General features: G+C 71.3%; 22 protein-coding genes. 12 read left to right on the plus strand and 10 right to left on the minus strand.

Going from position 1 to position 24,282, the window contains the following annotated elements; all coding sequences use genetic code 11:
• Positions 1 to 288 precede the first annotated feature (288 nt).
• The 3 genes from OG587_RS26900 to OG587_RS26910 all read left to right on the plus strand — a co-directional run bounded on the left by OG587_RS26900 (position 289) and on the right by OG587_RS26910 (position 3,492).
• Entirely contained in the window at positions 289 to 1,245 is a 957-nt protein-coding gene (locus tag OG587_RS26900) for a D-alanine--D-alanine ligase family protein (RefSeq protein ID WP_329079970.1), read from the plus strand.
• A complete protein-coding gene (locus OG587_RS26905) occupies positions 1,242 to 2,621 on the plus strand; it encodes a UDP-N-acetylmuramoyl-tripeptide--D-alanyl-D-alanine ligase (RefSeq protein WP_329079973.1) in 1,380 nt (459 codons plus the stop codon). Before OG587_RS26900 ends, OG587_RS26905 begins: the two co-directional genes overlap by 4 nt.
• A gap of 178 nt (positions 2,622 to 2,799) precedes the next feature.
• Positions 2,800 to 3,492, plus strand: a complete 693-nt coding sequence (locus tag OG587_RS26910) for an aspartate/glutamate racemase family protein (protein ID WP_329079975.1) — start codon at positions 2,800 to 2,802, stop codon at positions 3,490 to 3,492.
• 164 nt (positions 3,493 to 3,656) lie between these two features.
• On the opposite strand, the gene OG587_RS26915 is transcribed toward OG587_RS26910, so the two are convergent.
• Both OG587_RS26915 and vanY-N read right to left on the minus strand, forming a co-directional pair.
• Positions 3,657 to 5,720, minus strand: a complete 2,064-nt coding sequence (locus tag OG587_RS26915) for an AAA family ATPase (RefSeq protein ID WP_329079977.1) — start codon at positions 5,718 to 5,720, stop codon at positions 3,657 to 3,659.
• A 93-nt stretch (positions 5,721 to 5,813) separates the two neighbouring features.
• Positions 5,814 to 6,386 (minus strand): D,D-peptidase/D,D-carboxypeptidase VanY-N, encoded by a 573-nt coding sequence (gene vanY-N / locus OG587_RS26920; protein ID WP_329079978.1) that lies wholly within the window; start codon positions 6,384 to 6,386, stop codon positions 5,814 to 5,816.
• 204 nt (positions 6,387 to 6,590) lie between these two features.
• Here vanY-N and OG587_RS26925 point away from each other — a divergent pair, with 204 nt between their 5' ends.
• The 4 genes from OG587_RS26925 (at position 6,591) to OG587_RS26940 (ending at position 9,624) form a co-directional block, all read left to right on the plus strand.
• The gene (locus OG587_RS26925) at positions 6,591 to 7,265 is read left to right on the plus strand and encodes a response regulator transcription factor (RefSeq protein WP_329079980.1); all 675 of its coding nucleotides are present in this window, start codon (positions 6,591 to 6,593) and stop codon (positions 7,263 to 7,265) included.
• Positions 7,266 to 7,272: 7 nt separating this feature from the next.
• A complete protein-coding gene (locus OG587_RS26930) occupies positions 7,273 to 8,757 on the plus strand; it encodes a HAMP domain-containing sensor histidine kinase (protein WP_329079981.1) in 1,485 nt (494 codons plus the stop codon).
• Positions 8,754 to 9,236 (plus strand): GerMN domain-containing protein, encoded by a 483-nt coding sequence (locus tag OG587_RS26935; protein WP_329079983.1) that lies wholly within the window; start codon positions 8,754 to 8,756, stop codon positions 9,234 to 9,236. The genes OG587_RS26930 and OG587_RS26935 overlap by 4 nt, the downstream gene beginning before the upstream one ends.
• Positions 9,237 to 9,411: 175 nt before the next feature.
• Complete coding sequence (locus tag OG587_RS26940; protein WP_329079984.1) at positions 9,412 to 9,624, plus strand: hypothetical protein; 213 nt, start codon at positions 9,412 to 9,414, stop codon at positions 9,622 to 9,624.
• Between the two features lie 7 nt (positions 9,625 to 9,631).
• Here OG587_RS26940 and tnpB read toward each other — a convergent pair whose 3' ends face one another.
• The 3 genes from tnpB to OG587_RS26955 form a co-directional block, all read right to left on the minus strand.
• On the minus strand, positions 9,632 to 10,978 hold the full coding sequence (tnpB, locus tag OG587_RS26945; protein WP_329079986.1) for an IS607 family element RNA-guided endonuclease TnpB: 1,347 nt from the start codon (positions 10,976 to 10,978) through the stop codon (positions 9,632 to 9,634).
• Entirely contained in the window at positions 10,975 to 11,556 is a 582-nt protein-coding gene (locus tag OG587_RS26950; protein WP_329079988.1) for an IS607 family transposase, read from the minus strand. The genes tnpB and OG587_RS26950 overlap by 4 nt, the downstream gene beginning before the upstream one ends.
• 131 nt (positions 11,557 to 11,687) lie before the next feature.
• A complete protein-coding gene (locus OG587_RS26955) occupies positions 11,688 to 12,548 on the minus strand; it encodes an aldo/keto reductase (protein WP_329079989.1) in 861 nt (286 codons plus the stop codon).
• 106 nt (positions 12,549 to 12,654) lie between these two features.
• Here OG587_RS26955 and OG587_RS26960 point away from each other — a divergent pair, with 106 nt between their 5' ends.
• Positions 12,655 to 13,554, plus strand: coding sequence for a LysR family transcriptional regulator (locus OG587_RS26960; protein ID WP_329079992.1), 900 nt, complete (start codon positions 12,655 to 12,657; stop codon positions 13,552 to 13,554).
• Here OG587_RS26960 and OG587_RS26965 read toward each other — a convergent pair.
• Positions 13,547 to 15,496 carry a serine/threonine protein kinase gene (locus tag OG587_RS26965; protein ID WP_329079993.1) on the minus strand — a complete coding sequence of 650 codons (1,950 nt, stop codon included), beginning with the start codon at positions 15,494 to 15,496 and terminating at the stop codon, positions 13,547 to 13,549. The genes OG587_RS26960 and OG587_RS26965 overlap by 8 nt on opposite strands.
• A complete protein-coding gene (locus OG587_RS26970; protein WP_329079995.1) occupies positions 15,493 to 17,454 on the minus strand; it encodes a serine/threonine protein kinase in 1,962 nt (653 codons plus the stop codon). Before OG587_RS26970 ends, OG587_RS26965 begins: the two co-directional genes overlap by 4 nt.
• 669 nt (positions 17,455 to 18,123) lie before the next feature.
• On the opposite strand from OG587_RS26970, the gene OG587_RS26975 reads away from it, so the two are divergent.
• The 3 genes from OG587_RS26975 (at position 18,124) to OG587_RS26985 (ending at position 20,329) form a co-directional block, all read left to right on the plus strand.
• Positions 18,124 to 19,011, plus strand: a complete 888-nt coding sequence (locus tag OG587_RS26975) for a helix-turn-helix domain-containing protein (RefSeq protein ID WP_329079996.1) — start codon at positions 18,124 to 18,126, stop codon at positions 19,009 to 19,011.
• A gap of 141 nt (positions 19,012 to 19,152) precedes the next feature.
• Positions 19,153 to 19,308 carry a hypothetical protein gene (locus OG587_RS26980; RefSeq protein WP_329079998.1) on the plus strand — a complete coding sequence of 52 codons (156 nt, stop codon included), beginning with the start codon at positions 19,153 to 19,155 and terminating at the stop codon, positions 19,306 to 19,308.
• A gap of 193 nt (positions 19,309 to 19,501) precedes the next feature.
• Positions 19,502 to 20,329 (plus strand): hypothetical protein, encoded by an 828-nt coding sequence (locus OG587_RS26985; RefSeq protein WP_329080000.1) that lies wholly within the window; start codon positions 19,502 to 19,504, stop codon positions 20,327 to 20,329.
• Between the two features lie 57 nt (positions 20,330 to 20,386).
• Here the strand turns inward: OG587_RS26985 and OG587_RS26990 are convergent, their stop codons facing one another.
• Complete coding sequence (locus tag OG587_RS26990) at positions 20,387 to 21,409, minus strand: zinc-dependent alcohol dehydrogenase family protein (protein WP_443075240.1); 1,023 nt, start codon at positions 21,407 to 21,409, stop codon at positions 20,387 to 20,389.
• 83 nt (positions 21,410 to 21,492) lie between these two features.
• Entirely contained in the window at positions 21,493 to 22,170 is a 678-nt protein-coding gene (locus tag OG587_RS26995; protein ID WP_329080002.1) for a pyridoxamine 5'-phosphate oxidase family protein, read from the minus strand.
• Positions 22,171 to 22,425: 255 nt separating this feature from the next.
• Here OG587_RS26995 and OG587_RS27000 point away from each other — a divergent pair, with 255 nt between their 5' ends.
• Entirely contained in the window at positions 22,426 to 23,322 is an 897-nt protein-coding gene (locus tag OG587_RS27000) for a sugar phosphate isomerase/epimerase family protein (protein WP_329080004.1), read from the plus strand.
• A 277-nt stretch (positions 23,323 to 23,599) separates the two neighbouring features.
• On the opposite strand, the gene OG587_RS27005 is transcribed toward OG587_RS27000, so the two are convergent.
• Positions 23,600 to 24,178, minus strand: coding sequence for an HAD-IA family hydrolase (locus tag OG587_RS27005; RefSeq protein WP_329080006.1), 579 nt, complete (start codon positions 24,176 to 24,178; stop codon positions 23,600 to 23,602).
• Positions 24,179 to 24,282 lie beyond the last annotated feature (104 nt).

Consider the following 24,282-nt stretch of genomic DNA (forward strand, 5'->3'; position numbering starts at 1 on the left):
GAAGACGAGCACCGGCGCCTGCCGGACGACCTCCTGGGCTGACGCTCCGTCACCACCGCAAGTGAGCCAGAGCCGAAAGAGAGACAGGCCCGGCAGAGGGGCGGAGCGTCCAGAGTCGGCCGGCCCGGTTGCGGCACATCGCAGGCGCGCTTTGGTCAGGAACCGGACAGCGAATGGCCTGGGAACCGGTCAGGCGAAGAGCCGACACTCGGCAGCCCGGTTCTGCGACGGCGAACACCGTGCCGCTGGCGGTGCCGTCTCCGTACCACTGAGGAAGGCTGATCGATCGTGACCGAACGCGTACGCGTGGCTGTGCTGGCGGGTGGGCCGTCCGCCGAGCATGAGGTGTCGCTACAGTCGGCGCAGGCTGTGCTCAATGCGCTGCCGAGGGATCTGTACGAGCCCGTCCCCGTCATCATCGACCGGCAGGGCAGATGGCCGGTGGAGCTGCGACGCGGTCTGGTGGACGTGGTCTTCCCCGTGCTGCACGGGCCGTTCGGCGAGGACGGCGTCGTCCAGGGTCACCTGGAGACGCTGGGCATCCCGTACGTGGGCTGCGGCGTCATGGCCTCTGCCGTGGCCATGAACAAGGTCGCGATGCGGCGCATGTTCCTGGCGGAGGACATTCCGGTCACCCCGCAGGTGTGGTTCACCGAGCACGAATGGAGCACCACCACCGACCACTGGGGTCTGGTGAAGTCGCTCGACTGGCCGATGTACGTCAAACCGGCCGGCATGGGCTCCTCCATCGGCATCTCACGTGTCACCTCCATGGAGGAGCTGCGCGCGGGCGTGGATCTGGCGCTGGCCTACGACCGGGTGGTCGTCGTCGAGCAGGGCGTGACCGCGCGCGAGGTCATCTGCGGCGTGCTCGGCGGCTATGACACTCCGGACGCCTCGGTGCCCGGCGAGCTCATCGTGCCCGGCGACTGGCTCGACTATGAGGCCAAGTACCTCAGCCAGGCCGAGATCGCCGTCATCCCCGCCGTGCTGCCGGAACGGGTGGCCGAGGACGTGCGCGAGCTGGCCCTGCGCGCCTTCCGGGCGATCGGTGGCTACGGCCTGTCCCGTGTCGACTTCCTCTATGAGGAGGACACGGGACGCCTGTACGTGCTGGAGATCAACACCATGCCCGGCTTCACCCCCCGGTCCGTCTACGCCAGGGCCTGGGCCGCAAGCGGTGTCCCGTACCCGGACCTGCTGCGCCGCCTTATCGACCTCGCGTTCGCCAGGAGCGGCTCATGATCCCCATGACGCTGAGCAGGATCGCGCAGGTCGTCGGCGCGAGCCTGTATGACGTGCGCGACCCGCGGGTGCCGGTGACGGCGCCCTCGGCGGTCGACTCCCGCGAGGTGGTGCCCGGCGGCCTGTTCGCCGCGACGGTCGGCACCCGCGTCGACGGTCACGACTACGCGGCCGGTGCCATCGCGGACGGCGCCGTCGCCGTGCTGGCCTCAAGGCCCGTCGGCGTGCCCGCCCTCGTGGTCGAGGACGTCCAGCTCGCGATCGGCCTGCTGGCCAGGCACCTGCTCGAACACATCAGCCCGACCGTGATCGGCCTGACCGGCTCCGTGGGCAAGACCACGACCAAGGACCTGCTGGCCCAGGTGCTCGAACGGCACGCCGCGACGGTCGCCACCGACAGGTCGTTCAACAACGAGCTCGGGCTGCCGCTCACCGTGCTGCGTGCCGACGCCACCACCCGATACCTGGTGCTGGAAATGGGTGCGGGCCGGAAGGGCGACCTGACGTACCTGACCGGGCTCGCACCGCCCCAGGTCGGGCTGGTGCTCAATGTCGGCACCGCACACGTGGAGCGTATGGGAGCCGGGCCGGCCGACGTGGCCGAGGCCAAGGGCGAGCTGGTCGAGGCGCTTCCGGCGGACGGGTTCGCACTGCTCAACGCCGACGACCCGTACGTCATGGGCATGGCCGGCCGCACCAGGGCCCAGATCCTGTTGTACGGCGGGTCGGCGGAGGCGCAGGTGCGAGCCGAAGACGTGCGGATGGCCGACCGTGCGCGAACCGCGTTCGAGTTGGTGACGCCCTCCGGCCGCGCCCCGGTCGAGCTCGACCTCATAGGCGAGCACCAGGTGAGCAACGCCCTGGCCGCCGCCGCCGTCGCCACCGTACTCGGCCTGGGCGTCGCCGAGATCGCCGATGGGCTGAACGCCGCACGGCGGCGCTCCGCGGGCCGGCTGGAGATCGTCGAACGACCTGACGGCATCACCGTCGTCAACGACGCCTACAACGCCAACCCCGAATCCATGCGGGCCGGGCTGCGGGCGGTGACGGCCCTGGCCGGCACCCGTCGTACCGTCGCCGTGCTCGGTGCGATGGGGCAGCAGGCGGACGCCTCCCGCGCCCGGCACGCGGAGATGGGCCGGCTCGTCGCCGACCTCCGCTTCGACGTGCTGATCGCGGTCGGAGCAGGGGATCCGCTCGCGATGGCGGAGGCGGCGAAGTCCTCGAACCAGGGCGTGGCCGTCCACACCGCCGCGGACGTGGCCGAGGCCCTCAGGCTGGCCACCGCGCTTCTCGAACCGGGAGACGTGGTGTTCGTCAAGGCCTCCAGCGAGATCGGTCTCGGTGCCTGCGCCCGTGCGCTGGCCGGCGCCTGACCGTTGGCGCATCGCCGAAGACCTGACAGCCCTGCCGGACATTCTCGATCGCACGACAGAGGACCTGATCGAGCCGGTCCAGGGCACGGACGGCCCGGACGGCTGAACAGCTTTTGGCCTTTCAAATGAGCAGGCACTCCGCCTAGCCTGCCGGCACAAACTGGCGAAACGGAGTTCCATGCGCACTATCGGTCTCATCGGCGGGTTGAGCTGGGAATCGACGGTGATCTACTACCAGATCATCAACCAGCGGGTACGCGAGCGACTCGGCGGCAGCCATTCCGCCGACAGCCTCATCTGGTCGGTCGACTACACGACCGTCGAGGACCTCATCTTCGCCGACCGCTGGGACGAGGTGAGTACGTTGCTGACCGGTGCGGGCAGGAAACTGGAGGATCTCGGCGCCGGCCTCCTGCTCGTCTGCAGCAACACCTTCAGCCGGGTGAGCGACGACGTGGAGCGGGCCGTGAGCGTGCCCGTGCTGCACATCGCCGACGCCGTGGGCGCCGAGATCCGCGCCAGGGGTATGCGCAAGGTCGGCCTGCTGGGCACTCACTTCACCATGGAGCAGCCCTTCTACCGGGATCGGCTGGCCGCCCACGGCTTCGACGTGGTCGTCCCGCGGCGTGAGCAGCGGGAACTGGTCCATCGCGTGATCTTCGACGAACTGGTGCGCGGGGTGCTCAGGGAATCGTCCAGGGACGCGTACGCCCAGATCATCGATGATTTCGCAGACGACGGCGCTGAAGGCGTCATCCTCGGCTGCACGGAGATCGAGCTGCTGATCAGTGAGAAGGACAGCGCCATCCCGGTGCTGCCGAGCGCTCGACTGCACGCGGAGGCGGCGGCCGGCTTCGCGCTCGCCGACTGACGCGCCCTCGGTGGCGTTCGTTCACGGCGGGAGGGCCCGCGCACCCGGGGTGGGGCCGACGGCCAGGTCCTCGCCAGGTTCGCGGCGGCGCGGCGGGTGTTCGCCCAGGTCCACGTACCGCGTGGGCACCCTGCGGGGCCGCCGCTCCGGCACGATGCGGCGGCTCAGGTGGATCGGTACGCCGGCGCGTCGGTGCCGTACAGCTCCCGGTGCCACAGGTCGGCGCAGACACGTTCGACGCCGGCCGTCAGATGGCGGCGGTAGGTGGTGAAAGGGAGGCCGAGTCGTTCCGCGGCCAGCTCCTGGGTGGGTGTGCCGCGGAGGAACGTGACGGACAGCGCCCGGTGGAACTTGACCGAGCGCGGATCCTCACGCAGGTCGTCGATCGCCTGGCGGAGCAGGTCACCCAGTGCCGTGGCCGGGCTCTGCCCGGTCCGCTCGGCGATCAGCCTGGTGCGCGTCAGCGGGGAAGCGGCCAGCGCGTCCGGCCGTGACAGCCGGCGCAACGCCTTGCGAACCGCCTCGGCGAACTCCGCCTGGGACAGCACCGCCAGTTTCGCCGTCGCGGCACCCGGGCCGTCGGCAGGCCCCGCGACGAGCAGCTGGTTCATCCGCTCCAGCCACGCCCGCGCCGGCACCGCGCGCCAGTCGTGAACGAACAGGGTGTACGTGTCATCCCCCGGCCGTGGCCGCTCGGAGAGGTCACGCATCCCGTAATGCCGTAAACGCTTCACCCATGCGTGATTCGGACGCGGTACCGCGTTGTAGGACCATGCCATTTGCTCGGCCCGCAGACAATTGCTGATCATTCGCCACTGGATCAAATCCATCACCGGCGAGTTTCCGCGATACGGCGGCAGCACCCATGCCCGGCCGACCGCCAGGTGTTCACCGGTGCGCAACGGCGTGGTGGCCCGGGCATGCGCCCACGCCATGGCCACGATGGGATCGGCCGTCAGCTCCTCCTCATCGAGTTCCGACAAACGCAACCACGCGGAAAAGGCGACGGGTTCGCCGGTTTCGGTTTGTCGATACAGCCGGAACGCCTCCGGCTGACGTTCCGCCCAGAAGGCGGCGCAGCCCGCGGACGCCGCATCTCCCGCTGCCGTCGCCACCCGGAGCAACGTGCCGAGGTCCTCCCTCCGCGACACCTCTTCCTGGAACCCGCCCTCGTCGTGGCGGCCGTGAAAGTCGGCCGGCGCTCCGTGATCTCGATGCAGGTGGAGCAGTGCCGCCACCGCGCCGGGCACATCCGGATCGGTCGCCGTGCGGACCTTCTTCGCCAGATGCGCATGAACGCGGTCGTGCATCACCGCGTACCTCTGGGGATCTCGCCATCGTAGGTCCGCCTCCAGCACCTCCCGCACCACGTCATGCGGAAACAGCCCGAGACTGCTCGACTCCACGAACGGCAACCGCCGCAACCACCGGAACAACGTCCCGGCGTCCTTGGGCAAGGCCGCCCGCAACAGGTCCTCCGTCGTCGTGTACGCGTGCGCGCAGATCTCCAGAGCATGCCGATGCGCCTCCGAAGGCAACTCGCCCACCAGCTGATCCAGCAACGTGGCCACCAGGTCCTGATGCGGCGTCCACCGCCTGCCGGCCCCGCCGTCCTTCACCGCCACGGACGCTCCCAGCAGCAGCGCCAGCGGATGACCACCGGTGAAGGCCAGCAGTGGCTCGCGGAGCTCGGCCGGCACCCCGCAGGAGTCCAACAGGGCCTGTGCGTCTCCGGCCCGCAGGTCGCGCAGTGGCAACACCTCCAGCACCCCCGCCCACCCCGGGTCCGCTCGCCACCGCATGTCCGGCGGGTTTCGCCCCGCGATCACCACCAGCGCCCCCACGGGCACCCGCGGCAGGAACCGCTCGCGCAGCCATCCCTCCAAGCCCTGAATCCGTTCGAAGTTGTCGACCAGCAGCACCGCGTCCGCATCGCGAAGCACCGGCTCGGCCTCAGCCTCGTACGCCGCCGGCGACGGCTCCGACATGTGCCCGTCCACCATGGACACCGGCCGCCCCGCCACCGCGGCCTCGTGGGCGAACCGCCGCAACAAGGCCGACTTCCCGATGCCGCCGGGACCGTGCACGTACAGAACGCCGCAGCCGCCGCCGTACAACGCCGCGTTGAAAACCGCGAGCTCTTCCTCCCGCCCCACGAACGTCATCTCGCGCGCTGCCTGCAGACGCCGTCCCAGCAATCCGGACTTGTCGGTACTCCCCGATGACATACCCCTGACCTCTCTCAGAACGTCCGGCCGATACCGCTTCGGTGCGGTTCTCGGGCGCGAACCCGTCAGCACACATGGGTGGACCCACCCGGGCTACGTCTGGTCCCCGTTCTCGCTCACGCGGCCCCACGCCGGGTGGGGGCGTCGTCGCGGTGGCGTGCCGCCGCTGTCCGGGCGGTGCTCGAAGTGCCACCACTCGTTGTCGTAGATGCGGTAGAGGTCGTAGCGGGCGCCGTGTTCCTCGAGCCAGCGCGCGCCCTCGTGGGGGCGCACGTCCAGCGCGATGCCCTTGACGTGGTTGGATTCCGCCGGTGGTAGCACGAGCATTCGCGCCGAGGCAGGGGAGCCGGAGCGGCGCACCTCCTCGTCGAACATCCGTTGCTGGACACGGGGATCGCGGTATCCCGAGGTGAGGCCGATGAGCTGGCCGTGACGCCAGAGCGCCTCGGTACGTGCCGCGGCGAACGCCGCCATGGCGCCGTCGGTGAGCCCGGTGAGGTCCTCGGCGGGGAATCTCATCCGCAGCGCCCAGCGGCAGGCCAGCTCGCGGGCGCGGCCGGGACGGCGGACGAGCGCCGCGGGCAGCAGGAGCACGGCGAGCACCAGCGTGACCGCGGCGTACAGCCGATCTCGGGGCCGAGGTGGGACGGTGCGTGGTTGGTTCATGACGAACCACGATTGGTGCCGAATGTGCGTGCGCTGTCCGCCGAATGTCATGGTTTATCGACGGCGGCCACCGTCGGCGCGACCGTGACACAACCATGACACGACGCGGACGAGGCGGGGACACGGCCGACCGACAGTGGATGCCGACGGTGGATACGGTTGACCGGCGGGTGAGCTACGGAGCGTGCTGTGAAACTCGGCGGTGTGTCGCGAGTGTTGTTGATCGAGGATGACCCGGCCGTGCGGGAGGGGCTTGAACTGGCCCTGACCCGGCATGGGTACCGGGTGGGCGCGGTGGAGTCCGGCGAGCAGGGGCTGGACCGGCTGCGTACGGATCTTCCCGACGTCGTCGTGCTCGACCTGATGTTGCCCGGCATGGACGGGTTCGAGGTCTGCCGCCGCATCCGGGCCGCCGGCCAGGTGCCGATCATCATGCTGACCGCGCGCGGCGACGACATGGACGTGGTGGCCGGGTTGGAGGCGGGCGCCGACGACTACGTGGTCAAGCCGGTGCAGCCCAGGGTGCTGGAGGCACGCATTCGCGCGGTGCTCCGGCGGATCGGCCGGGACCAGGCGGAGCTGGAGCGGCACGGGGACCTGACCATCGATCGGGCCGGGATCGTGGTCGCCAAACGCGGCGTGCCGGTGGACCTCGCCCCGACCGAGCTGCGCCTGCTGCTCGAGCTCTCCGGCACGCCGGGCCGGGTGCACAGCCGCCAGCAGCTGCTGGAGTCGGTGTGGGAACACGGGTACTTCGGCGACTCGCGTCTGGTGGACGCGTGCGTTCAGCGGTTGCGCGCGAAGATCGAGGACGATTCGGCGGCGCCCGTCTACGTGCAGACGGTGCGTGGGTTCGGGTACCGGTTCGGGCCGGTGTGAGCCGCCGGTGACACCTCGGCCGAGCCTGGGGCTGCGTGCCCGGCTGATGTTCGCCTTCGCACTGCTGTGCGTGGTCACCGCGGCGGCGGTGGCCGGAGGGATCTACGTCCAGGCCCGCACCGCCATCCTGCAGAGGACCCAGGACGCCGCGGTCCAGGCGATGACCAGCCGCCTGGAGGCGCTCTACCCGTTGCGGAGCGCAACACCGGGCCCGGACGAGCTCGGCGAGATCGCCGCGGCCGCGGCCGACCAGAACGGCTTCGCGATCGCCGTCTACGGCGAGACGCACTCGCCGCTCCCCCCGCCCCCGCCCCCGTCACCGGGGCGCTGGAGGCCGATCGGGAGGGCCCAGATCTTGGATCTCGGGATGATTCCATCGGCGCTGCGGCGGGCGGTGGCCGACGGTGACATCGCGTGGCAACGCGTGGCGTGGCAGGACGCGCCCTTCCTGATCATCGGCACGCCGTTGCTGATCGTCGAGCGGGACCGGACGACGCGGGTGTCCGGCATCGAGGTCTACACCGCGCGCAGCCTGCTTCCCGAACAGCGCAGCATCGACGAGCTCGCCGCACGCGCCTGGCTCATCGGCGGAGCGGCCCTGGCGTTCGCGGTCGTCCTGGCGTTGCTGGCCACCCGTGGCGTGCTGCGCCCGGTGCGCGAGCTCGGCCGGGCGGCACGCCTGCTGGGCGAGGGTGAGATGCGGACCAGGATCGAGGTACGCGGCTCCGACGAGCTGGCCGACGTGGCACGCACGTTCAACAACACCGCCGCGGAGCTGGAACGGCACGTCAGGCAACTACGCGAGATGGAGGCCGACGCCCGCCGGTTCGTGGCCGACGTGTCCCACGAGCTGCGCACCCCGCTGGCCGCGCTCACCGCGGTCGCCGACATCCTCGACGAGGAGGCGGCCCGGCTGCCCGAGCCCGCCGGCAGGGCCGCCAAGCTGGTCAGCCAGGAGACGCTCAACCTCACCGCCCTGGTGAACGACCTCATCGAGATCAGCAGGTTCGACTCCGGCGTCGCGGCCCTCGTGTTGAACGAGGTCGACGTGGCCGAACTGGTGCGATCGACCCTGCGTGCCCGGGGCTGGTCGGAGCCGGTCCAGACCGAGCTTCCACCCGCGGTGACGGCGCGGCTGGACCCGCGCCGGGTGGACGTCATCCTCGCGAACCTGGTCGGCAACGCCCTGCGGCACGGCCGGCCACCGGTGTCGATGCGGCTTTCCGCAGACCCGCACTGGATCACCGTCGAGGTACGCGACCACGGGCCGGGACTGGACGAGGCGGCGCTGCCCCACGTGTTCGACCGGTTCTACAAGGCCAGCGCGGCCAGGGCCAGGTCCGAGGGCAGCGGCCTCGGCCTCGCCATCGCGCGGGAGAACGCGCGACTGCACCGAGGCGACCTCACCGTCACCAACGCCCCGGACGGCGGCGCCGTCTTCACGCTTCGCCTGCCACGCCGGGCACCCGATCCGGACGGAGGCCCCGAGTGAGGACCCGGCTCGCCCGCCGCGTGCTCGCCGCGGGCCTCGTATCGCTCGTCGCCGTGGCCGGCTGCGGCGTACGACCCAGCGGCGTCATCACCGGCGACAACCCGCCGAGCGGACCCGTCGCACGAACCACGACGATCACCCTCTACCTGGTGAAGAACGGCCGGCCCAGCGCGGTGACGCGGCCCGGTGATCTACTGTCCCAAGCGGACACGCTCGCGCTGCTGGCGGCCGGGCCCACCGCGAGGGAACAGACGCACGGGCTCAGCACCGATGTCCCGCCCGAGGCCGGCCCGTTCTCGGTGACCACCAGGTCGGCCGGCCACCTGGTGGTGACCCTGTCCACTCCGGCCGGCGAACTGTCCACACTGGCCGTCGAGCAGATCGTGTGCACGGCCGCCGCCAGGGCGCAGGAAAGCCCTGTTCAGGTCACCGTCGTCGGTGCCGGGCAGGCCGTCGGCCCCCGGGGCTGCCTGGGGTGACGCGTCCAGTCGGATGTGCACCTCGCCGGAGACCTTCAGCGGACCGCTCACGTGCTTCCCCCCGAGCAGCCCCGGTGACGGCGGTAGCCTCTCCGCCCCCCACCCGGCTGGATCGCGGTGACCGTATGCCCCGCCGACCGCGGCGATCCGGCCCCGCGTGACGAAGGGTCAGCCGATGAAGACATCCGACCAATCTGTCAGCCGCTTACGCCATACCGGGCGGCGCGTCCAGATCGTCCTCGCGCTCCTGCTGGCCGCCCTGTGCTGGGCCGGAGCCCAGGCGCCGCTCCCGGCACGCGGCGCGGCCGTCCCCGAGCAGTCTTCCAACGTCCGCCTGTTCTACTACTCCTGGTACGGCAACCGTTACCTTAAATGTGATCGAGTGTGAGCACACGTCAGGCAGCTTCCGGCTTGCGCCGGAGCGTTCCCCGTTTCCGGGGTTCCCGTTTCGCCGGTGCGTGCCCGGCACGGGTGCCGGGTCTTACCGCTCCTCCACGGGCGTTTTGCGTCTCCCCGCAACTCTGGGCGACGTCAGCCGCGAGCGCGGCCAGGTTGAGCGCGGCATTGTGGTCCCGGTCCAGGACCAGACCACACTCGGCGCAGGTGTAGGTGCGTTCGGACAGGGCGAGCTTGGCTTTCACCACGCCGCATCCCGAACAGGTCTTACTGGAGGCAAACCAGCGGTCGGCGACGATGAGATGGCCGCTGTTCCACCTGGTTTTGTAGGAGAGTTGCCGCCGTACTTCGGCCATGGCGGCGTCGCTGACGGCGCGGGCCAGGCGATGGTTACCGACCAGTCCGGACACGTTCAGGTCTTCGACCACGACCGTGCCGTAGGTGGCCGCCAGGCGGCTGGTGAACCGGTGGAGGCCCTCGCGCCGCTGGTTGGCGACGCGGGCGTGTGCTGCGCCAAGCGCCGCTTTCGTCTTGGCCCAGCGGGCGGAGGCCTCGCGCTTGCCGCCGTCGGGGGTGCGTGGCCCGGTCCGGCGGGCGAGCTGCTTGTTCAGCTTGCGCAGCCGTCTGAGCGCCGAGCGGTGATGTCTGGGGTTGGCGACGACCTCACCGGTGGACAGCACCGCGAGTTCCTTCACGCCCAGGTCCACCCCGACCACGGCCTCCGGTTCAGCCGGGGCGCGGTCGGCACGGTCGATCTCGCAGGTGAACGCCACGAACCATCGGCCCCCCTCAAGGCGGACGGTGGCCGACAGGATCCGGCCGCTGCCGCGTTCCACATGGCGGGCGAGTTTGCGGGTGGATTCATGGGTACGGATGGCCCCGAGCCGGGGCAGCGTCACATGATGGCGGTCGGCCTCCACGCGGATCGTGCCGGTGGTGAACCGGCACGAGGCTCTGGCGCGGTGCTTGGACTTGAACCGGGGAAACCCGACCTTCGGCCCCTTACGGGCGCCTTTACGGGACGCCGACCAGTTCTTCAGCGCCCGCGCCAGGTTGTCCAGGCCGGCGTTGTAGGCCTCTTTGGAGTTCTCCGCCCACCACGGCGCGGCAGCGTTCTTAGTGGCGTTCCACGCCCGGCGCAGACCATACAGCGACCACACCACCTTGGTCAGCTGTTCATCGGGCACGCCATAGGACTTCTCCGCCTCCCGCTGGGACAAGGTGGCCTTGACCAGATTGAGCCCCCAGTTGAACGCGAACCGGGCCGCACCGCAGTGCGAGGCGAGTGCGGCCATCTGGCCAGGAGTGGGGTCAAGGGCATAGCGATAGGCTTGGACGACCTTCATGAGGTCTCGCCATCAGAGGCTTTGGTCGCGGTGAGCGCCCGCAGTGCCCGGTTGCGCGCCCCGCGCCGCCCGTACAGGCGCGCGCACATCGACGTCAACACCTCGATCATGTCACGCACCAGGTCGTCGGTGGTCTCACCAGGGTCGGCCACGATCAGGCGGCGGCCTTGGGCCGACAGGGCGGCCTCTAGGTACTCGACACCGAACCTGGCCAGCCGGTCGCGGTGCTCCACGACGATGACCGGGGTGGACGCGTCCGCCAGCAGCCGCAGTAGTTTGGGGCGCCGCCCGTTCAGCCCGGAGCCGATCTCGGTCACCGACGCCGTCACCGACAGTCCGGCATCGGTGGCGAAGGAGGTCAGACGGGCGATCTGCCGGTCCAGGTCAGCGCGCTGATCATGGGAGGACACCCGTGCGTACAGCGCGGCCCCACCCGAGATCTCGGTGGCCGGGCCGTCCACGATGATCGTGCCGGTGGGCAGACGGCGGGCCGGGACAGGCATTTTGCCTTCCCGGAACCACCGGTAGGCGGTCTGCGGGTGGATGCCCTGCGACCGCGCCCACTCAGCAAGCTTCACCCGCTCATTGAAACATATGTTCGCTCACATTCGCTCACATTCTTGCGAATAGTTCACAACCCCTCGTACGCGGCCGTACCGGCACCCGAGCGGTGCCGGTACGGCCGGAGCGTGTCCTGGCCGTGTCGGGATCAGGCCGCGTCGAGGCGGGACAGCTCCTCGGCCGACAGCTTCACGTCGACCGCGCCGACCGAGTCGCGGATGGTCTCCGGACGCGAGGAGCCCGGAATCGGGATCACCACCGGCGCCTTGGCGAGCATCCACGCCAGGCACACCCGCTGCGGGCTCACCCCGTGGACCTGGGCGACGTCCGAGAACACGGCGAACCGCGAGCCCAGCTCGCCGGCCTGCTGAATTCCGCCCAGCGGGCTCCACGGCAGGAACGCGATACCCAGCTCCGCGCACAGCTCCAGCTCGGGCTCGCTGGAGCGGAACGACGGCGAGAACTGGTTCTGCACGCTCACCAGCCGCCCGCCGAGTATCTCGTTGGCCAGCCGGATCTGGTCCGGGTCGGCGTTCGAGACGCCCGCGAAGCGGATCTTGCCCGCGTCCAGCAGGTCGCGGATCGCCCCGACGGACTCCGCGTACGGAACCCTCGGGTCCGGCCGGTGGAACTGGTAGAGCCCGATGGCCTCGACGCCGAGGCGTTCGAGCGACGCGTCGCAGGCCTTTTTCAGGTGGTCGGGCGAGCCGTCCAGGGTCCACGAGCCGTCGCCGGGGCGCACATGGCCGCCCTTCGTGGCGATCAGCACGTCGGACGTGTCGCCACCGTAGGAGGCCACCGCGCGGGCGATCAGGGACTCGTTGTGGCCGACCTCGTCCGCGCCCACGTGATAGGCGTCCGCGGTGTCGATCAGCGTCACGCCCGCCTCCAGCGCGGCGTGGATCGTCGAGACCGAACGCTGCTCGTCGGGGCGCCCCTCGATCGACATCGGCATTCCGCCGAGACCGATCGCACTGACCTGGACGTCGCCGATACGGCGAGTCTGCATGGGAGTTCCTCCTCGGAGATCGGTTGTACACCTCCACCCTCTCCTGCCCCGATTAAGCTGTCCAATAGAAGAAACTGATGTCTTTAAGCGGTCCGGGTGATGAATCATGGAACTACGGCAGCTGGAGTACTTCGTCGCCGTCGCCGAGGAGTGCCACTTCACACGGGCGGCGAACCGTCTGCGCGTGGCCCAGTCCGGCCTGTCGGCCTCGATCCGCTCGCTGGAGCGCGAGCTGGGCGCCTCGCTGTTCCTGCGCAGCACCCGGCAGGTCGAGCTCACCCCCGCGGGGAGGGCGCTGCTGGTCGAGGCGAGGCGGGCGCTGTCGGCGACCGACGCGGCCAGGGACGCCGTCGCCGCGGTACGGGGCCTGCTGCGCGGCAGCCTGGCCATCGGCTCGCTGCAGTGCCTGCACGCGGTGCACCTGCCGGCCGTGCTCGCCCGCTTCCTGACCGCGTACCCCGGCCTGGAGATCCGGTTGCGCCAGGGGGGATCCGGCGAGCTGATCGAGCAGGTGCGCGCGGGACGGCTGGACCTGGCGTTCGTCTCCCGCCCGTCCCGGTGCCCCGACGACGTCGTGGTCGGGCCGCTCGCCGACGAGCCGCTCGTGCTCGCCTGCGCGCCCGGTCACCCGCTCGCGGCCCGGGAGAAGGTCGAGCTGCCGGAGCTGCGGGCGGAGCGGTTCGTGGACTTCCAGCCGGACTGGGGCACCCGGGACCTGGTCGACGACGTGTTCGCCGCCGCGGACGTCGAACGCCATGTCTCGCTGGAGGTGAACGACGTGCACTCGCTGCTCGACCTGGTCACCTTCGGGCTCGGCGTGGCCCTCGTGCCGCAGTCCTTCGCGGTCAAGACCAACCGGGTGCGCTTCGTCGGGCTCGCCGGGGCCGTGCCGTCCTGGGAGATCGTCACGGTGACGGGCGACCCGACGAGCGCGGCGGCGACCGCGCTGCTGCGCGAGGTCCACGAGGCGAGGAGCGGCCGGCCGGCGGCGGAGCCCGTCACCTGAGCGTGTAGTAGAGGCTGATCTCCTTCAGCTCCGCGGCGGGGCCGTCCGCGAGGACGCGCACGACCTCTCCGCGCAGGTCCAGCATGACGACCTTCGTGGTCTTGCCCTCGGTCACGGTGCCGAGGAAGTGGCGGTCGCCCAGCCAGCCGTTGAAGATCATCCCCTTTTTGATCGGGACGACGGCCCTGCGCGTCGCCGTGGCGGCGTCCCACAGGCAGACGTCGCGGGGCATCTCCTGGCAGCGGGTCGTGAAGACCGTGCCGAGCGAGGTGGTCCTGACGTCGTCCAGCACCAGCGCGCCCACCTTCGGGACCGTCCGCAGCGGCGTGCCGTCCGGGCGGTAGAAGCGGACCGACCCGTCCGGCCCGGAGTGGAGGACCGAGGCCGAGTCGGCGCCCCAGACGTAGTCGGAGCGGTGGTCGTCGTCCGGCACCCGGAAGACGCGGGCCGTGCGCGAGGCCACGTCCACGATCACGAAGCCCCGGGAGCGCTGCTCCTTCCCCAGCCCCTCGTAGATCGTCAGCAGGATCCTCGTCCCGTTCCGGTCCCAGTGGGGATTGAAGGTCGTCAAGGGAGTGTCGACGGTCCTGATCTGGGTCTCCGGCCCTCCCGCCGGATCCACCAGCCGGATCAGGTCGAACTCCCCCAGCTCGAACTTGTTGTCCGGGTTGGCGGCGACGCGCGCTCCTCCCGGGGCGGCCACGGCGGTCATGAACGTCCCCAGGAACCTGAACTCCGCGGTGTCGCCCCGCCGGAGGTAGACGGGGTCGCCGCTGGCCCTCCCACGCGAGTCCCGGTAGCTGGTGACCCGCTCCGGGTCCGCGGGGTTCTCCCGCAGGGTGACCTTCGTTCCCGGGATCCGCAGGTCGGTCGTCGAGGTGGTGGGCATCGTCCCGATCGCCGGTCTCGCGGCCGGTACGGAGGGGGTGCCGTCCGTACCGCCCGTGACCACCTTCACGGGCTCCTCCGTCCCCGCCGCCCGGACCGCGAGGACCGCGACGCCGGAGGCCGCCGCGAGCGCCAGCGCGGCGAGGGCGGCGATCACCGGGCGCGAGGCGCGCCGCCGTGCCGGCGGGGGAGCGGCCTGCTTGCGGCCCTCGCCGAGCACCTCGTGACCCGTCCCGTACGACGGCCGCTCCGCCGGATGGCCCAGCAGCCTCAGCAGCGCCGGCATGGCCGCCGGGCGCGCCCGGGGGTCCTTGGCCAGGCACTCGCCCACCAGTTCGCGCAGCTCGTCGTCCAGGGAACCGAGTACGGGCTCGGCGTTCAGGATCCGGTGGATCACCGCGGGCACCGGGCCGGTCCCGAAGGGCGGTTCCCCCGTCGCCGCGCACACCACCGTCGACGCCCACGCGAACAGGTCGGCCGACGGCCCCGTCTCGCGCCCGTCGAACTGCTCGGGCGCCATGTACGGAGGGGTGCCGACCAGGTGGTCGGAGGCCGTCACCGTGGCGTCCAGCGCGCGGGAGATGCCGAAGTCGATCACCCGGGGGCCGTCGCGGGCGAGCAGCACGTTCGCGGGCTTGAAGTCGCGGTGCACGACGCCCGCCCGGTGGATGGCGGCCAGCGCGGTGACGGTCCCGACCGCGAGCCTGCGCAGCTCGGCCCCGCGCAGCGGTCCCCGCTCGTCGATCACCTGGGCGAGGCTGGGCCCGTCGACGTACTCGCTCACGATGTACGGCATGCCGCCGGTCTCGCCGTGCTCCAGCACCTGCGCGGTGCAGAAGGCCTCCACCCGGCGGGCCAGCTCGATCTCGCGGTGGAAGCGCGCCAGGGTCTGCTCGCCGCCGCCCTTGCCGAGCACCTTCACCGCGACCCGCGCCCCGGCGGGGGACTCCGCCAGGTACACCGTCCCCTGCCCGCCGCGGCCGATCCTGCCGGTGACCCGGTGCGGCCCGATCCGGTCGGGATCGCCGGGAGCCGGTGGCAGGACCCTGGTCATCCGGCCGCCGGGGTGAAACTCAGGAAGGCGGTGTCGCCCTTCTTGAGGTCGGCGAGGACCCGGATGGACTTGCCGTACAGATCGACTATCTCGATCTTGGAACCCTTCTTGACGGGGTTCTGGAGGAGCAGGTGATTGTTGTTGAACCAGCCCACGAAACGGGTCTTCTCGCCGATCTCGATCGTGTAGCGCCGGTTGCCGCTCACCGTGTCCCACACGCACATGGTGTCCCCCTTGGGGCACACCGTGGCGAAGAGGGCGCCCGAGGGGGAGAACCAGCCGGTGTTGCGCGGCTGGCCGACCCAGTGCATCGTCCGGATGGCCTGCCCGTTCGGGCCGTAGAAGTCGACCCCGTAGCCCTTGCCGTCGTAGTATCCCCGCGCGACCGAGCCGTCCGGCGCGAACGTGGAGGGAAACGTGTCGGCGCCGACGGACTCGGTGCGCACGTGGGTGGCCCTGCGCGCCGCCACGTCCACCACCACGAACCCGTCTGACTGTTCCTTGTTCGGGTCCCGTACCGACAGCAGGACCTTGGAGCCGTCGTTCGACCACACGGGATTGTGTCCCTCCAGCGGGCGCTCGACGGTCTGCACGTTGAACTGGGCGCCGTTCCTCAGGTCGAGGATCCTCAGGTAGTCGAAGGACGACTCGGTGAACTTCCCGAACGGGTTGAGCGCCACCATGTCACCCTGTGGCGACAGCACCGGCTGCAGGGCGTTGGCCACCTGCTTGAAGGTCTCCTTGCCCTTCTCCCTGGCGAACGAGGCGAAGGGCGGCTTGACGTTCAGGTACCCGCCCAGCTTGGTCGCGTCCTTCGGGCTCTCGTGCAGGGTGATGCCCGTCCCCGGCAGTTCGACGTCCTCGGTGGTCTTCTCCACCCGTTCCCAGGGCGCCTCGGTGACGTTCGGGCTGAGCTGGGGCTGGGGGGTGAAGGCCGGGGCGAGCGCGCCCTGCGCGGTGCTCCGGGCCGGGCGCGGGGCGGCCACGGGCGCGGGGTCGTCCGACACCGCCAGGTAGACCACGCCACCGGAGACGAGGGCGACGGCCAGCGCGCCCGCGGCCAGCAACGCGGGGCGGGCACGCCGCAGCGGCCGGGTGGAGGGAGTGCCGGGGGCGGAGGACGCCGAGAGCGCCGAGGGATCGAGGGGCGCCTGGTCGGAGGTGAGGAACCCCCCGACCAGGCGGAGCAGGACGTCGCTCGCGGTCGGCCGCAGCGCGGGGTCCTTGGCGAGGCAGGCCGTGACCGGCCCGCGCAGGTCGTCGGGGAGCGCGCCGAGGTCGGGCTCGTCGTTGACGATGCGGTTGACCGTGCCCGACATCGTCTCCGCCTCGAAGGGGGAGCGGCCCGAGGCGGCGAAGACCATCGTCGCCCCCCACGAGAACAGGTCCCCCTCGGGCCCGGGGGAGGTGCCCATGAGCCTCTCCGGCGAGCTGTAGGCGGGGACGTCGACCTTGCGGGTCGTGCTGGACGCGGTCGCCTCCAGCGCCCGCGCCATGCCGAGGTCGATCACCCGTGGTCCGTCGGGGCCGAACACCACGCCGCCGGGACGCAGGTCGCCGTGGACCGTACCCGCCTGGTGGAGGGCGACCAGGGCGGTCATCGTCCCGACGGCGATCCGGTGCAGCGAGGCCGCCCTCAGGACGCCCTCGGAGGCCACCGCCTCCTCCAGGGTGGGACCGTCGACGTACTCGCTCACGATGTACGGCCTGTCGCCGTCCACCCCGCCGTCCAGTCCGCTGTCCAGCACCTGGGCCGTGCAGAAGGCGGGTATCTCCCGCAGCGGTTCCATCGCCTCCCGGAACCGCTCGGGACTCACGTCCGCGGGGAGCAGGCGCACGACCACCCGGTCCCCCGATGGGGCTGTGGCGAGGTAGACGTCCTCCCCCAGTCGTCCCACGATCTGGTACTCGTCCACGCGTTCGGGATCCCCCGCCCGTACGGGGCCGATATCGGGCATGGTCTGGCTTCCTCTCCGAGGAGTCCATTTGAGATCACTAATTATGAGTATTCGGCATCGTAAAGTGGAGAAGTCAGGAGAAGAGATGAGAACTTCTCCGGAATGTCGCGCGCGGTTTCCGGCGTGCCCGCCCGGTGTCACCCCTCGTGAGGGCCCGGCGGCGGACCGCTTGGCACCGAGGCGCCGCGCCGGGGTGACGGACGCGAACCCGGCCGTCGGTCGAGACGACGTACGGGCGGTCCGGCGTCTCATCGGCCCGGCGCGCGACGCGGGGTCCGGCATGAGGTTCGGTGTGCGGCGTGGGCCGGTGTTCCGGTGTGTGATGCGGCGCGCGGTGCGGTGTGAGGTTCGGTGTGCCGTGGTGCGGTGTGAGGTTCGGTGTGCCGTGGTGCGGCGCGCGGTTCGGTGTGCGGCGCGCGGCGCGGTGTTCCGGTGTGGGGTGGTGGCGGCCGGTGACCTGCTCGGCGGGATCCTCCGGAGTTCCTGTCGGAGTTTCCGGCGGAGTTCCCGTTCGGGCTTCCGCGATCCCGCCGTTCCGCGGGGACGGCGGTAATTCACCGCACGGAGTCCGTGTCTCACTGCGGGGAACGACCCGGACGTGAAAAGCTTGAATACTCACAGGCTGGCCAGTCGCGGTTAAAGGGAGCGAACTTGCGCATTGTTCGGGCGATGAGCGAACAAGCCGATGGTCAGAATCCGGATCACCGGCAGGCCGGGCCCACCGTGGTCCGCATGCTGGTGGGGGCGCAGCTCCGGCGGCTGCGCGAGGACGGCCACATCACGCGCGAGGAGGCGGGGGAGGCGATCCGCGCGTCGCACTCCAAGATCAGCCGTCTGGAGCTGGGGCGGACCGGCTTCAAGCAGCGCGACGTGGCCGACCTTCTCACCCTCTACGGGGTCGTCGACGACGACGAGCGCGCCCCGCTGCTCGCCCTGGCCGCGCAGGCCAACAGGCCCGGCTGGTGGCACGCCTACGCCGACGTGGTCCCCTCCTGGTTCGACGCCTACCTCGGGCTGGAGCAGGCCGCCTCTCTCATCCGCGGCTACGAGGTCCAGTTCGTCCCCGAGTTGCTGCAGACCGAGGATTACGCCCGAGCCCTCATCCGGCCCGCCTGCGCGGGCGCCCCCGAGTTCGAGATCGAGCGCCGCGTCGCCCTGCGGATGGAGCGCCAGCGGCTCCTCACCGGGCGGGAGCCCGCCACGCTCTGGCTCGTCATCGACGAGGCGGTGCTGCATCGCCCCGTCGGAGGCCCCACGGTGCTGCGCGACCAGATCCGGCGCCTCACGGAGATCGTCGAGCTCGGCCATGTCACTCTCCAGATCATGCCGTTCAGCGCCGGAGCGGCCGCCGCGGCGACGGGCTCCGCCACCATCCTCCGCTTCCCCGAGGGGGAGTTGCCCGACGTGGTCTACCTCGAGCAGCTCACCGGAGCCCTCTACCTGGACAAGCTCGCCGACGTCGAGCGCTACTGGCACGTCATGAACCGCCTGGGGATCGAGGCCGAACAGCCGGCCGCGACGACGGCCCTCCTGCACCGCATCCTCAAGGAGACCTGAGGTCTCCTGGGCTCCTCGGTCCGGGGTCGTCGGCCCGGGGTTCTCGCGGTGCGGCGGGTGATCTCCGGGGCGCGGTTCGCGTGCGGCCGGTTCGCGGGGTTCGCTCCGCCGGAATGATTGTGAAGGCTGGCGGTCTTCTTCGTGATCTCGTACGTCGGCATGGGGCTGCCCGCCATCCTGTTCGGTCTCGCCCTCCGGTCCTTCACGCCGCAGGCGACGATGGTCGTTTTCGGCGCCGCCCTCTCGGCCGCCGCGGTCACCGCCCTGCTCCTGGCCCGGCCCTCCCGGCGCCGGTAAAGATGGTCATCAATGAAGCACGGGACGACTGGACAGGGCAGGGGTATGGCCGAACCAACCATTCAAAACGGTATTTAAGTAGGTGGAAGCGTTTGTTCTGAACCGGTTGACCCGCTTCCCCGGTCCCGGCATGATCAGTTTCCGACCCTCGTCCGGCCGATGGTGGCACCAGTCCCGAAGGGCCCTTGTCAACGTGGTTGTCAGCGACGATTCAAAGTCCTCACCCGATCCCGAGCAGGCGGGGACGTGGCCGGAGTTCACCGAGAAGCTCCGGGAGCTGCACGTCTGGTGCGGCAAGCCGAAATACGCGACGTTGTCGAAGACGTCGGGGCTGGCTCCGTCGGCGATCTCCAACCTGATCGGGAAAAATCCGCTCGGCCGCCCCCCGCAGGCCGCCGCCCTCCGCCTGGTCGAGGCCTGCCTGATCCACGGCGGAAGCACTCCTGCGGCGGTTCAGGAGCAGTCCCGCCGCTGGCAGGACGCCTGGAAGGCCCTGGCCGCCGAGGAGCAGGAGCAGGAGCCGGGCACGGCTCCCGCGGTCGCCGAGACGAGGAGAAGGCGACCCTGGATCGCGATCACCGTCGCGGTGGTCGTCGTGGCCGGTGTCGGCGCCGGCGCCTGGGCGCTGTCGCGATCCTCGGACGAACCTCCCCCCGCGCCGACGCCGACCGCCGCCCAAGACGCGGAGGGCTGCGTGGACAAGGATCTGTCGATCAAGGACGACCGTACGAAGCAGACCTGGCAGGGCCTCTTCGAATGCTCCAACACCCCGGGGTCGGACGTGTACGAGCGGGCCGGGGCGGGAGAGGCGATCGGTCGTCTTGAGTCGAATCCCAGCTGGTTCGTCTGCTGGACGCGGGGCGAGCGGCATCGCGGCGGCAACGACGTCTGGTACTACACGCAGGGCGACTACGCGCTGGCCAAGAAGGAACTCAAGGCGTGGGGCTTCATTCCCGCCGTGAACGTGCACACCGAGACCGACCCCGACCCGAACATCACCCGCGAGTGCGCCTTCGACTGAGCTCCCGCCAGGGGTCCTCACGCCGATCCTCACGCCGTACGGGGACGGAGGCGCGGGTCAGGGTGGGGAGAGCGTCAGGACGGCGGCGCCCTCGACGCGGTCCGCCGCCAGGTCGGCGAGGGCCCGGTCGGCCTCGGCCAGGGGGTAGGGCGCCGTCGTCACCCGGGGTGGGTGGAGTGTGGCCAGCTCCAGGTAGGCGCGGCCGTCGGCGCGGGTGTTGGCGGTGACGCTGCGCAGCGTGCGTTCCTGGAACAGGTGGCGCTGGTAGGTCAGAGCCGGGATGTCGCTGAGGTGGATGCCCGCCACCGCCAGGGTGCCGCCCCGGTCCAGGGCGGCCAGCGCGACCGGCACCAGCTCGCCCACCGGGGCGAACAGGATCGCCGAGTCCAGCGGTTCGGGCGGGGCGTCCGCGGCGTCGCCCGCCGAGGTCGCGCCCAGGGCCAGGGCCAGCTCCCTGGCCCCGGCCGAGCGGGTCAGCACGTGCACGGTCACGCCCTGGGCGATGGCGATCTGCGCGGTCAGGTGCGCCGAGGCGCCGAAGCCGTAGATGCCCAGGCGCCCGCCGGGCGGCAGGTCGCTGCGGAGCAGGGCCCGGTAGCCGATGATCCCCGCGCACAGCAGCGGCGCCAGCTTCTCCGCCGGGGTGTCGCCGGGGAGCGGGTAGGCGAAGTCTTCGGGAACGGTCAGGTATTCGGCGTAGCCGCCGTCGGCGTCCCAGCCGGTGTAGGTCGAGTCGGGGCAGAGGTTCTCCGCGCCCCGCAGGCAGTAGCGGCAGTGCCCGCAGGTCGAGCGGAGCCAGGCCGCGCCCACCCGGGTGCCCGGCGCCAGCCGCCCGGCGCCGGGGCCGGCGGCCACCACCCAGCCCACCGCCTCGTGGCCGGGCGTGGTCCTCGGGCGTCGCGGCCGGAGATCGCCCTCGGCGAGGTGCAGGTCGGTACGGCAGACCGCGCAGGCCTCGACACGGACCAGCACCTCACCGGGCCCGGGGGAGGGAACCGGGACGCGGACCGGCTGCAGGGGGCGCGAGGAGATCGGCCCGGGACGGGTGACGACCCAGGCGTCCATCTCCGTGGGGATCACGGGCGGCTCCTGAACTCTTCGGGGATCATGGGCGGCTCCCGAGTCCTGCGGGGATCATGGGCGGCTCCTGAACTCTGCGGGGATCACGGGTCGCGCCGGATGCGACGGCCGGTGACCTCGGTGGCGGCGATCCTCACGTACGGCTCCCGCTCACCTCCCGCCCATGGCCGGACGCCCAGCGCCGCCAGGGCGGCACGGTCCTCCTCCGAGGAGACGTGGTGGACCCCGCCGCGCACCAGCACGCTCCAGCCCTCGCGGCCGGCGTCGTCGATCCGGTCGACCTCGAAGGCGACCTTGGACTCGACCCCCTGGACCCCGGTGCGCAGGGTGTCGTCGAGCGGGCCGCCGAAGGCGGTGCGAAAGATCACCGAGCTGCCGTGCAGGGCGTAGTCGACCGGCAGGATGACCGGCCCGCCGATCTCCTCGAAGGCGATCCGCCCCACCCCGCCGGGGGTGATGAGCCGCAGGCACTCGTCCCGGTCCAGTGTCTCCGGAGCCGCGGACCGGAGAGCCGGCCGCCCCCGTCCGGGGGGCAGGCCGGCGTTCCCGCCGAGCAGTTCCTCGGGCCTGGTGTCCAGGGCGGTGGCCACGCGGTTCACGGTGCCGGTGTTCGGCGAGGCCACGGCGTCCTCCAGGTAGGCGAGATAGCCCGGATCGATCCCGGCCCGCCTCGCCAGCTCGTCCCGGGTGAGGCCGAGATTCTCGCGTCGCCTGGCGATCCGGCGGCCGAGGTCGCCCGGGGCCGATACGCGTCCAGTCATGGGATTCTCCAGCTGAGAAGATCGATGTCGCTGCGAGTCCGGGGCTCCTCCGGCTCCGCGCCCCCCGATCGGCATCACTTGGGGCCTCCCCTCACTCGCGCGCCGCTAATCCGGTGCGGCGGATGACCCGCCCGGGGCCTCGCCTGACGGAGGTCCTCGCCGCTCCTGCCGCCCCCCGGCGCGCACGAGGTGGCGTGCGTCTACGATGGAGTCGCTTGGGAAGCGCTTTCCGATAAGTGGTGGGAGGGAGTCAGGGTGAGATTGGCCTTCAGCACGCTCGGCATGCCGGGGCAGGGCCTGAGCGAGGCCGTCGCGGTGGCCGTGGAGTACGGGTGCGCCGGGCTCGAACTCCGCCTCCACCCCGACACCGGGGTCCACGCCGGGCTCTCTCCGGCGGCGCGCGCGACGGTCCGCGCGGCCTTCGCGGGACCGTCGGCTGGTCGTCCCGCAGGCGCGGGAACGTCAAACGGTCGCCCGGCAGGCGCGGGGGCGCCGGGCGACGGTCCGGAAGGCGAGGGGGACACCGCCGCGGGCCCGTCGGGAATCCCGTCCGGGACCGCCGGGCTGCAGGTCTCCGCTCTCGCCGGATACGTCAGGATCGCCGTGGCGGGACCGGACGAACCCGTGGTGCGGGCGCTGCGGGACGACCTGGCGCTCGCCGCCGACCTGGGTGCCCCCGCCGTACGGGTGTTTCCCGGGGGAGAGGATGTCGAGGTGGGGGCGCGGCGGCTGCGCGCGGTCGCGGACCTGTGCGTGGAGTCAGGGGTACGGGTGCTGGTGGAGACCCATGACGCGATGCCGACCGGCGCCGCGGTCGGGCGGCTGCTGGACGCGGCGGGCGTTCCCGAGGCGGCGGGCGCGCTGTGGGACGTGCTGCATCCGTGGCGTCACGGTGAGGAGCCCGCGGAGACCCTGGCGGCGCTGGCCGGACATCTGGCGTACGTGCAGATCAAGGACGCGGTCTCGGCCACCGACACGACCCCGGTGCCGATGTGGGCGGGCGGGGTTCCCCTCGACGAGTGCGGCGAGTTGCTGCGCGGTTTCGGGGGCTGGGTCTCCCTGGAGTGGGAGCGCACCTGGTACCCGCACGTGGCGCCGGTGGAGGAGATCCTCCCCGGGGCCCGCGAGTGGGTCGCCCGCTTCTCGGCGTGACCGCCCGCCGCGCGGTCCTTCTCCGGCCCCGGCCGGGACGTCGGCACCGACCGGATCCGTTCTGCCGTGTTCGCGAGGTTCGCGGTGGAGGCGGGGCGCCGGTGTCCGTCGGTGTCGCGGTGGTCGTGGTCGTGCAGCTCGGGGTGGCGGAACACGAAGATCGCCGTGGCCCGGTCGAGGTGGCTGTAGACGCCTGCCATCCTGCCCGGCTCGTTGTACATCACCACCTTGTCGTCCAGGCGGCACATCGCCCCGTGCTCGGCCGTACGCGAACCCGTCAGCCCGCGCGGGGGAAGGGCGGCCAGTCCGGGTAGAGGAGGGCGTTGATACCGAGCGCCGCCGCGGCGCGGACGTTGACGGCCCGGTCGTCCAGGAAGGTGACGTCGCCGGGGGTGGCGTCGAGGTGGCGCAGGACCTCCTCGAAGATGGCGGGATCCGGCTTGGCCAGCGTCAGGCGGCAGCTGTAGAAGCGATGGGTGAACGCCGCGGCCCAGGGGGCGGCGTCGATGGCCGCCGCCAGCGGCTCGGGGGCGTTGGACAGCAGGGCGAGCCCGTGGTGTCCCGCGAGGTCCTCGATGGCGCGCAGGGTCTCCGGGTTGAGGTGGAACCAGCTCGCGACGTCGGCCGCGTTGAGCGTGGCGACGAGCGGATCGTCGTCGGCGAGCGTCCTGCCGGCCACCCCGCTCCAGTAGGAGTGGGAGGCCTGGCCGCGGTCGTAGGCCTCGCGGTGGTGCCAGTAGCGGTCACGGAAGGTCGCGTGGTCCTGGCCGATGAGCTCCGCCATGGCGGCCGTCGCGTCGGACGGCTGCGGCATGGAGATGACCTCGCCGTAGTCCAGCAGCATCCACGTGGTCACGGGCTCTCCTCGGAATGAGTCTGCGCCGGTGGTTCCGGTGGCACTCCCGATGCGACGGGTGAGGCCCCGCACATCCGGCGCCGCCGCGTCTCGCGCCCGGCCGG

The sequence above is a fragment of the Streptosporangium sp. NBC_01469 genome (assembly GCF_036227305.1).
Classification (GTDB): domain Bacteria; phylum Actinomycetota; class Actinomycetes; order Streptosporangiales; family Streptosporangiaceae; genus Streptosporangium.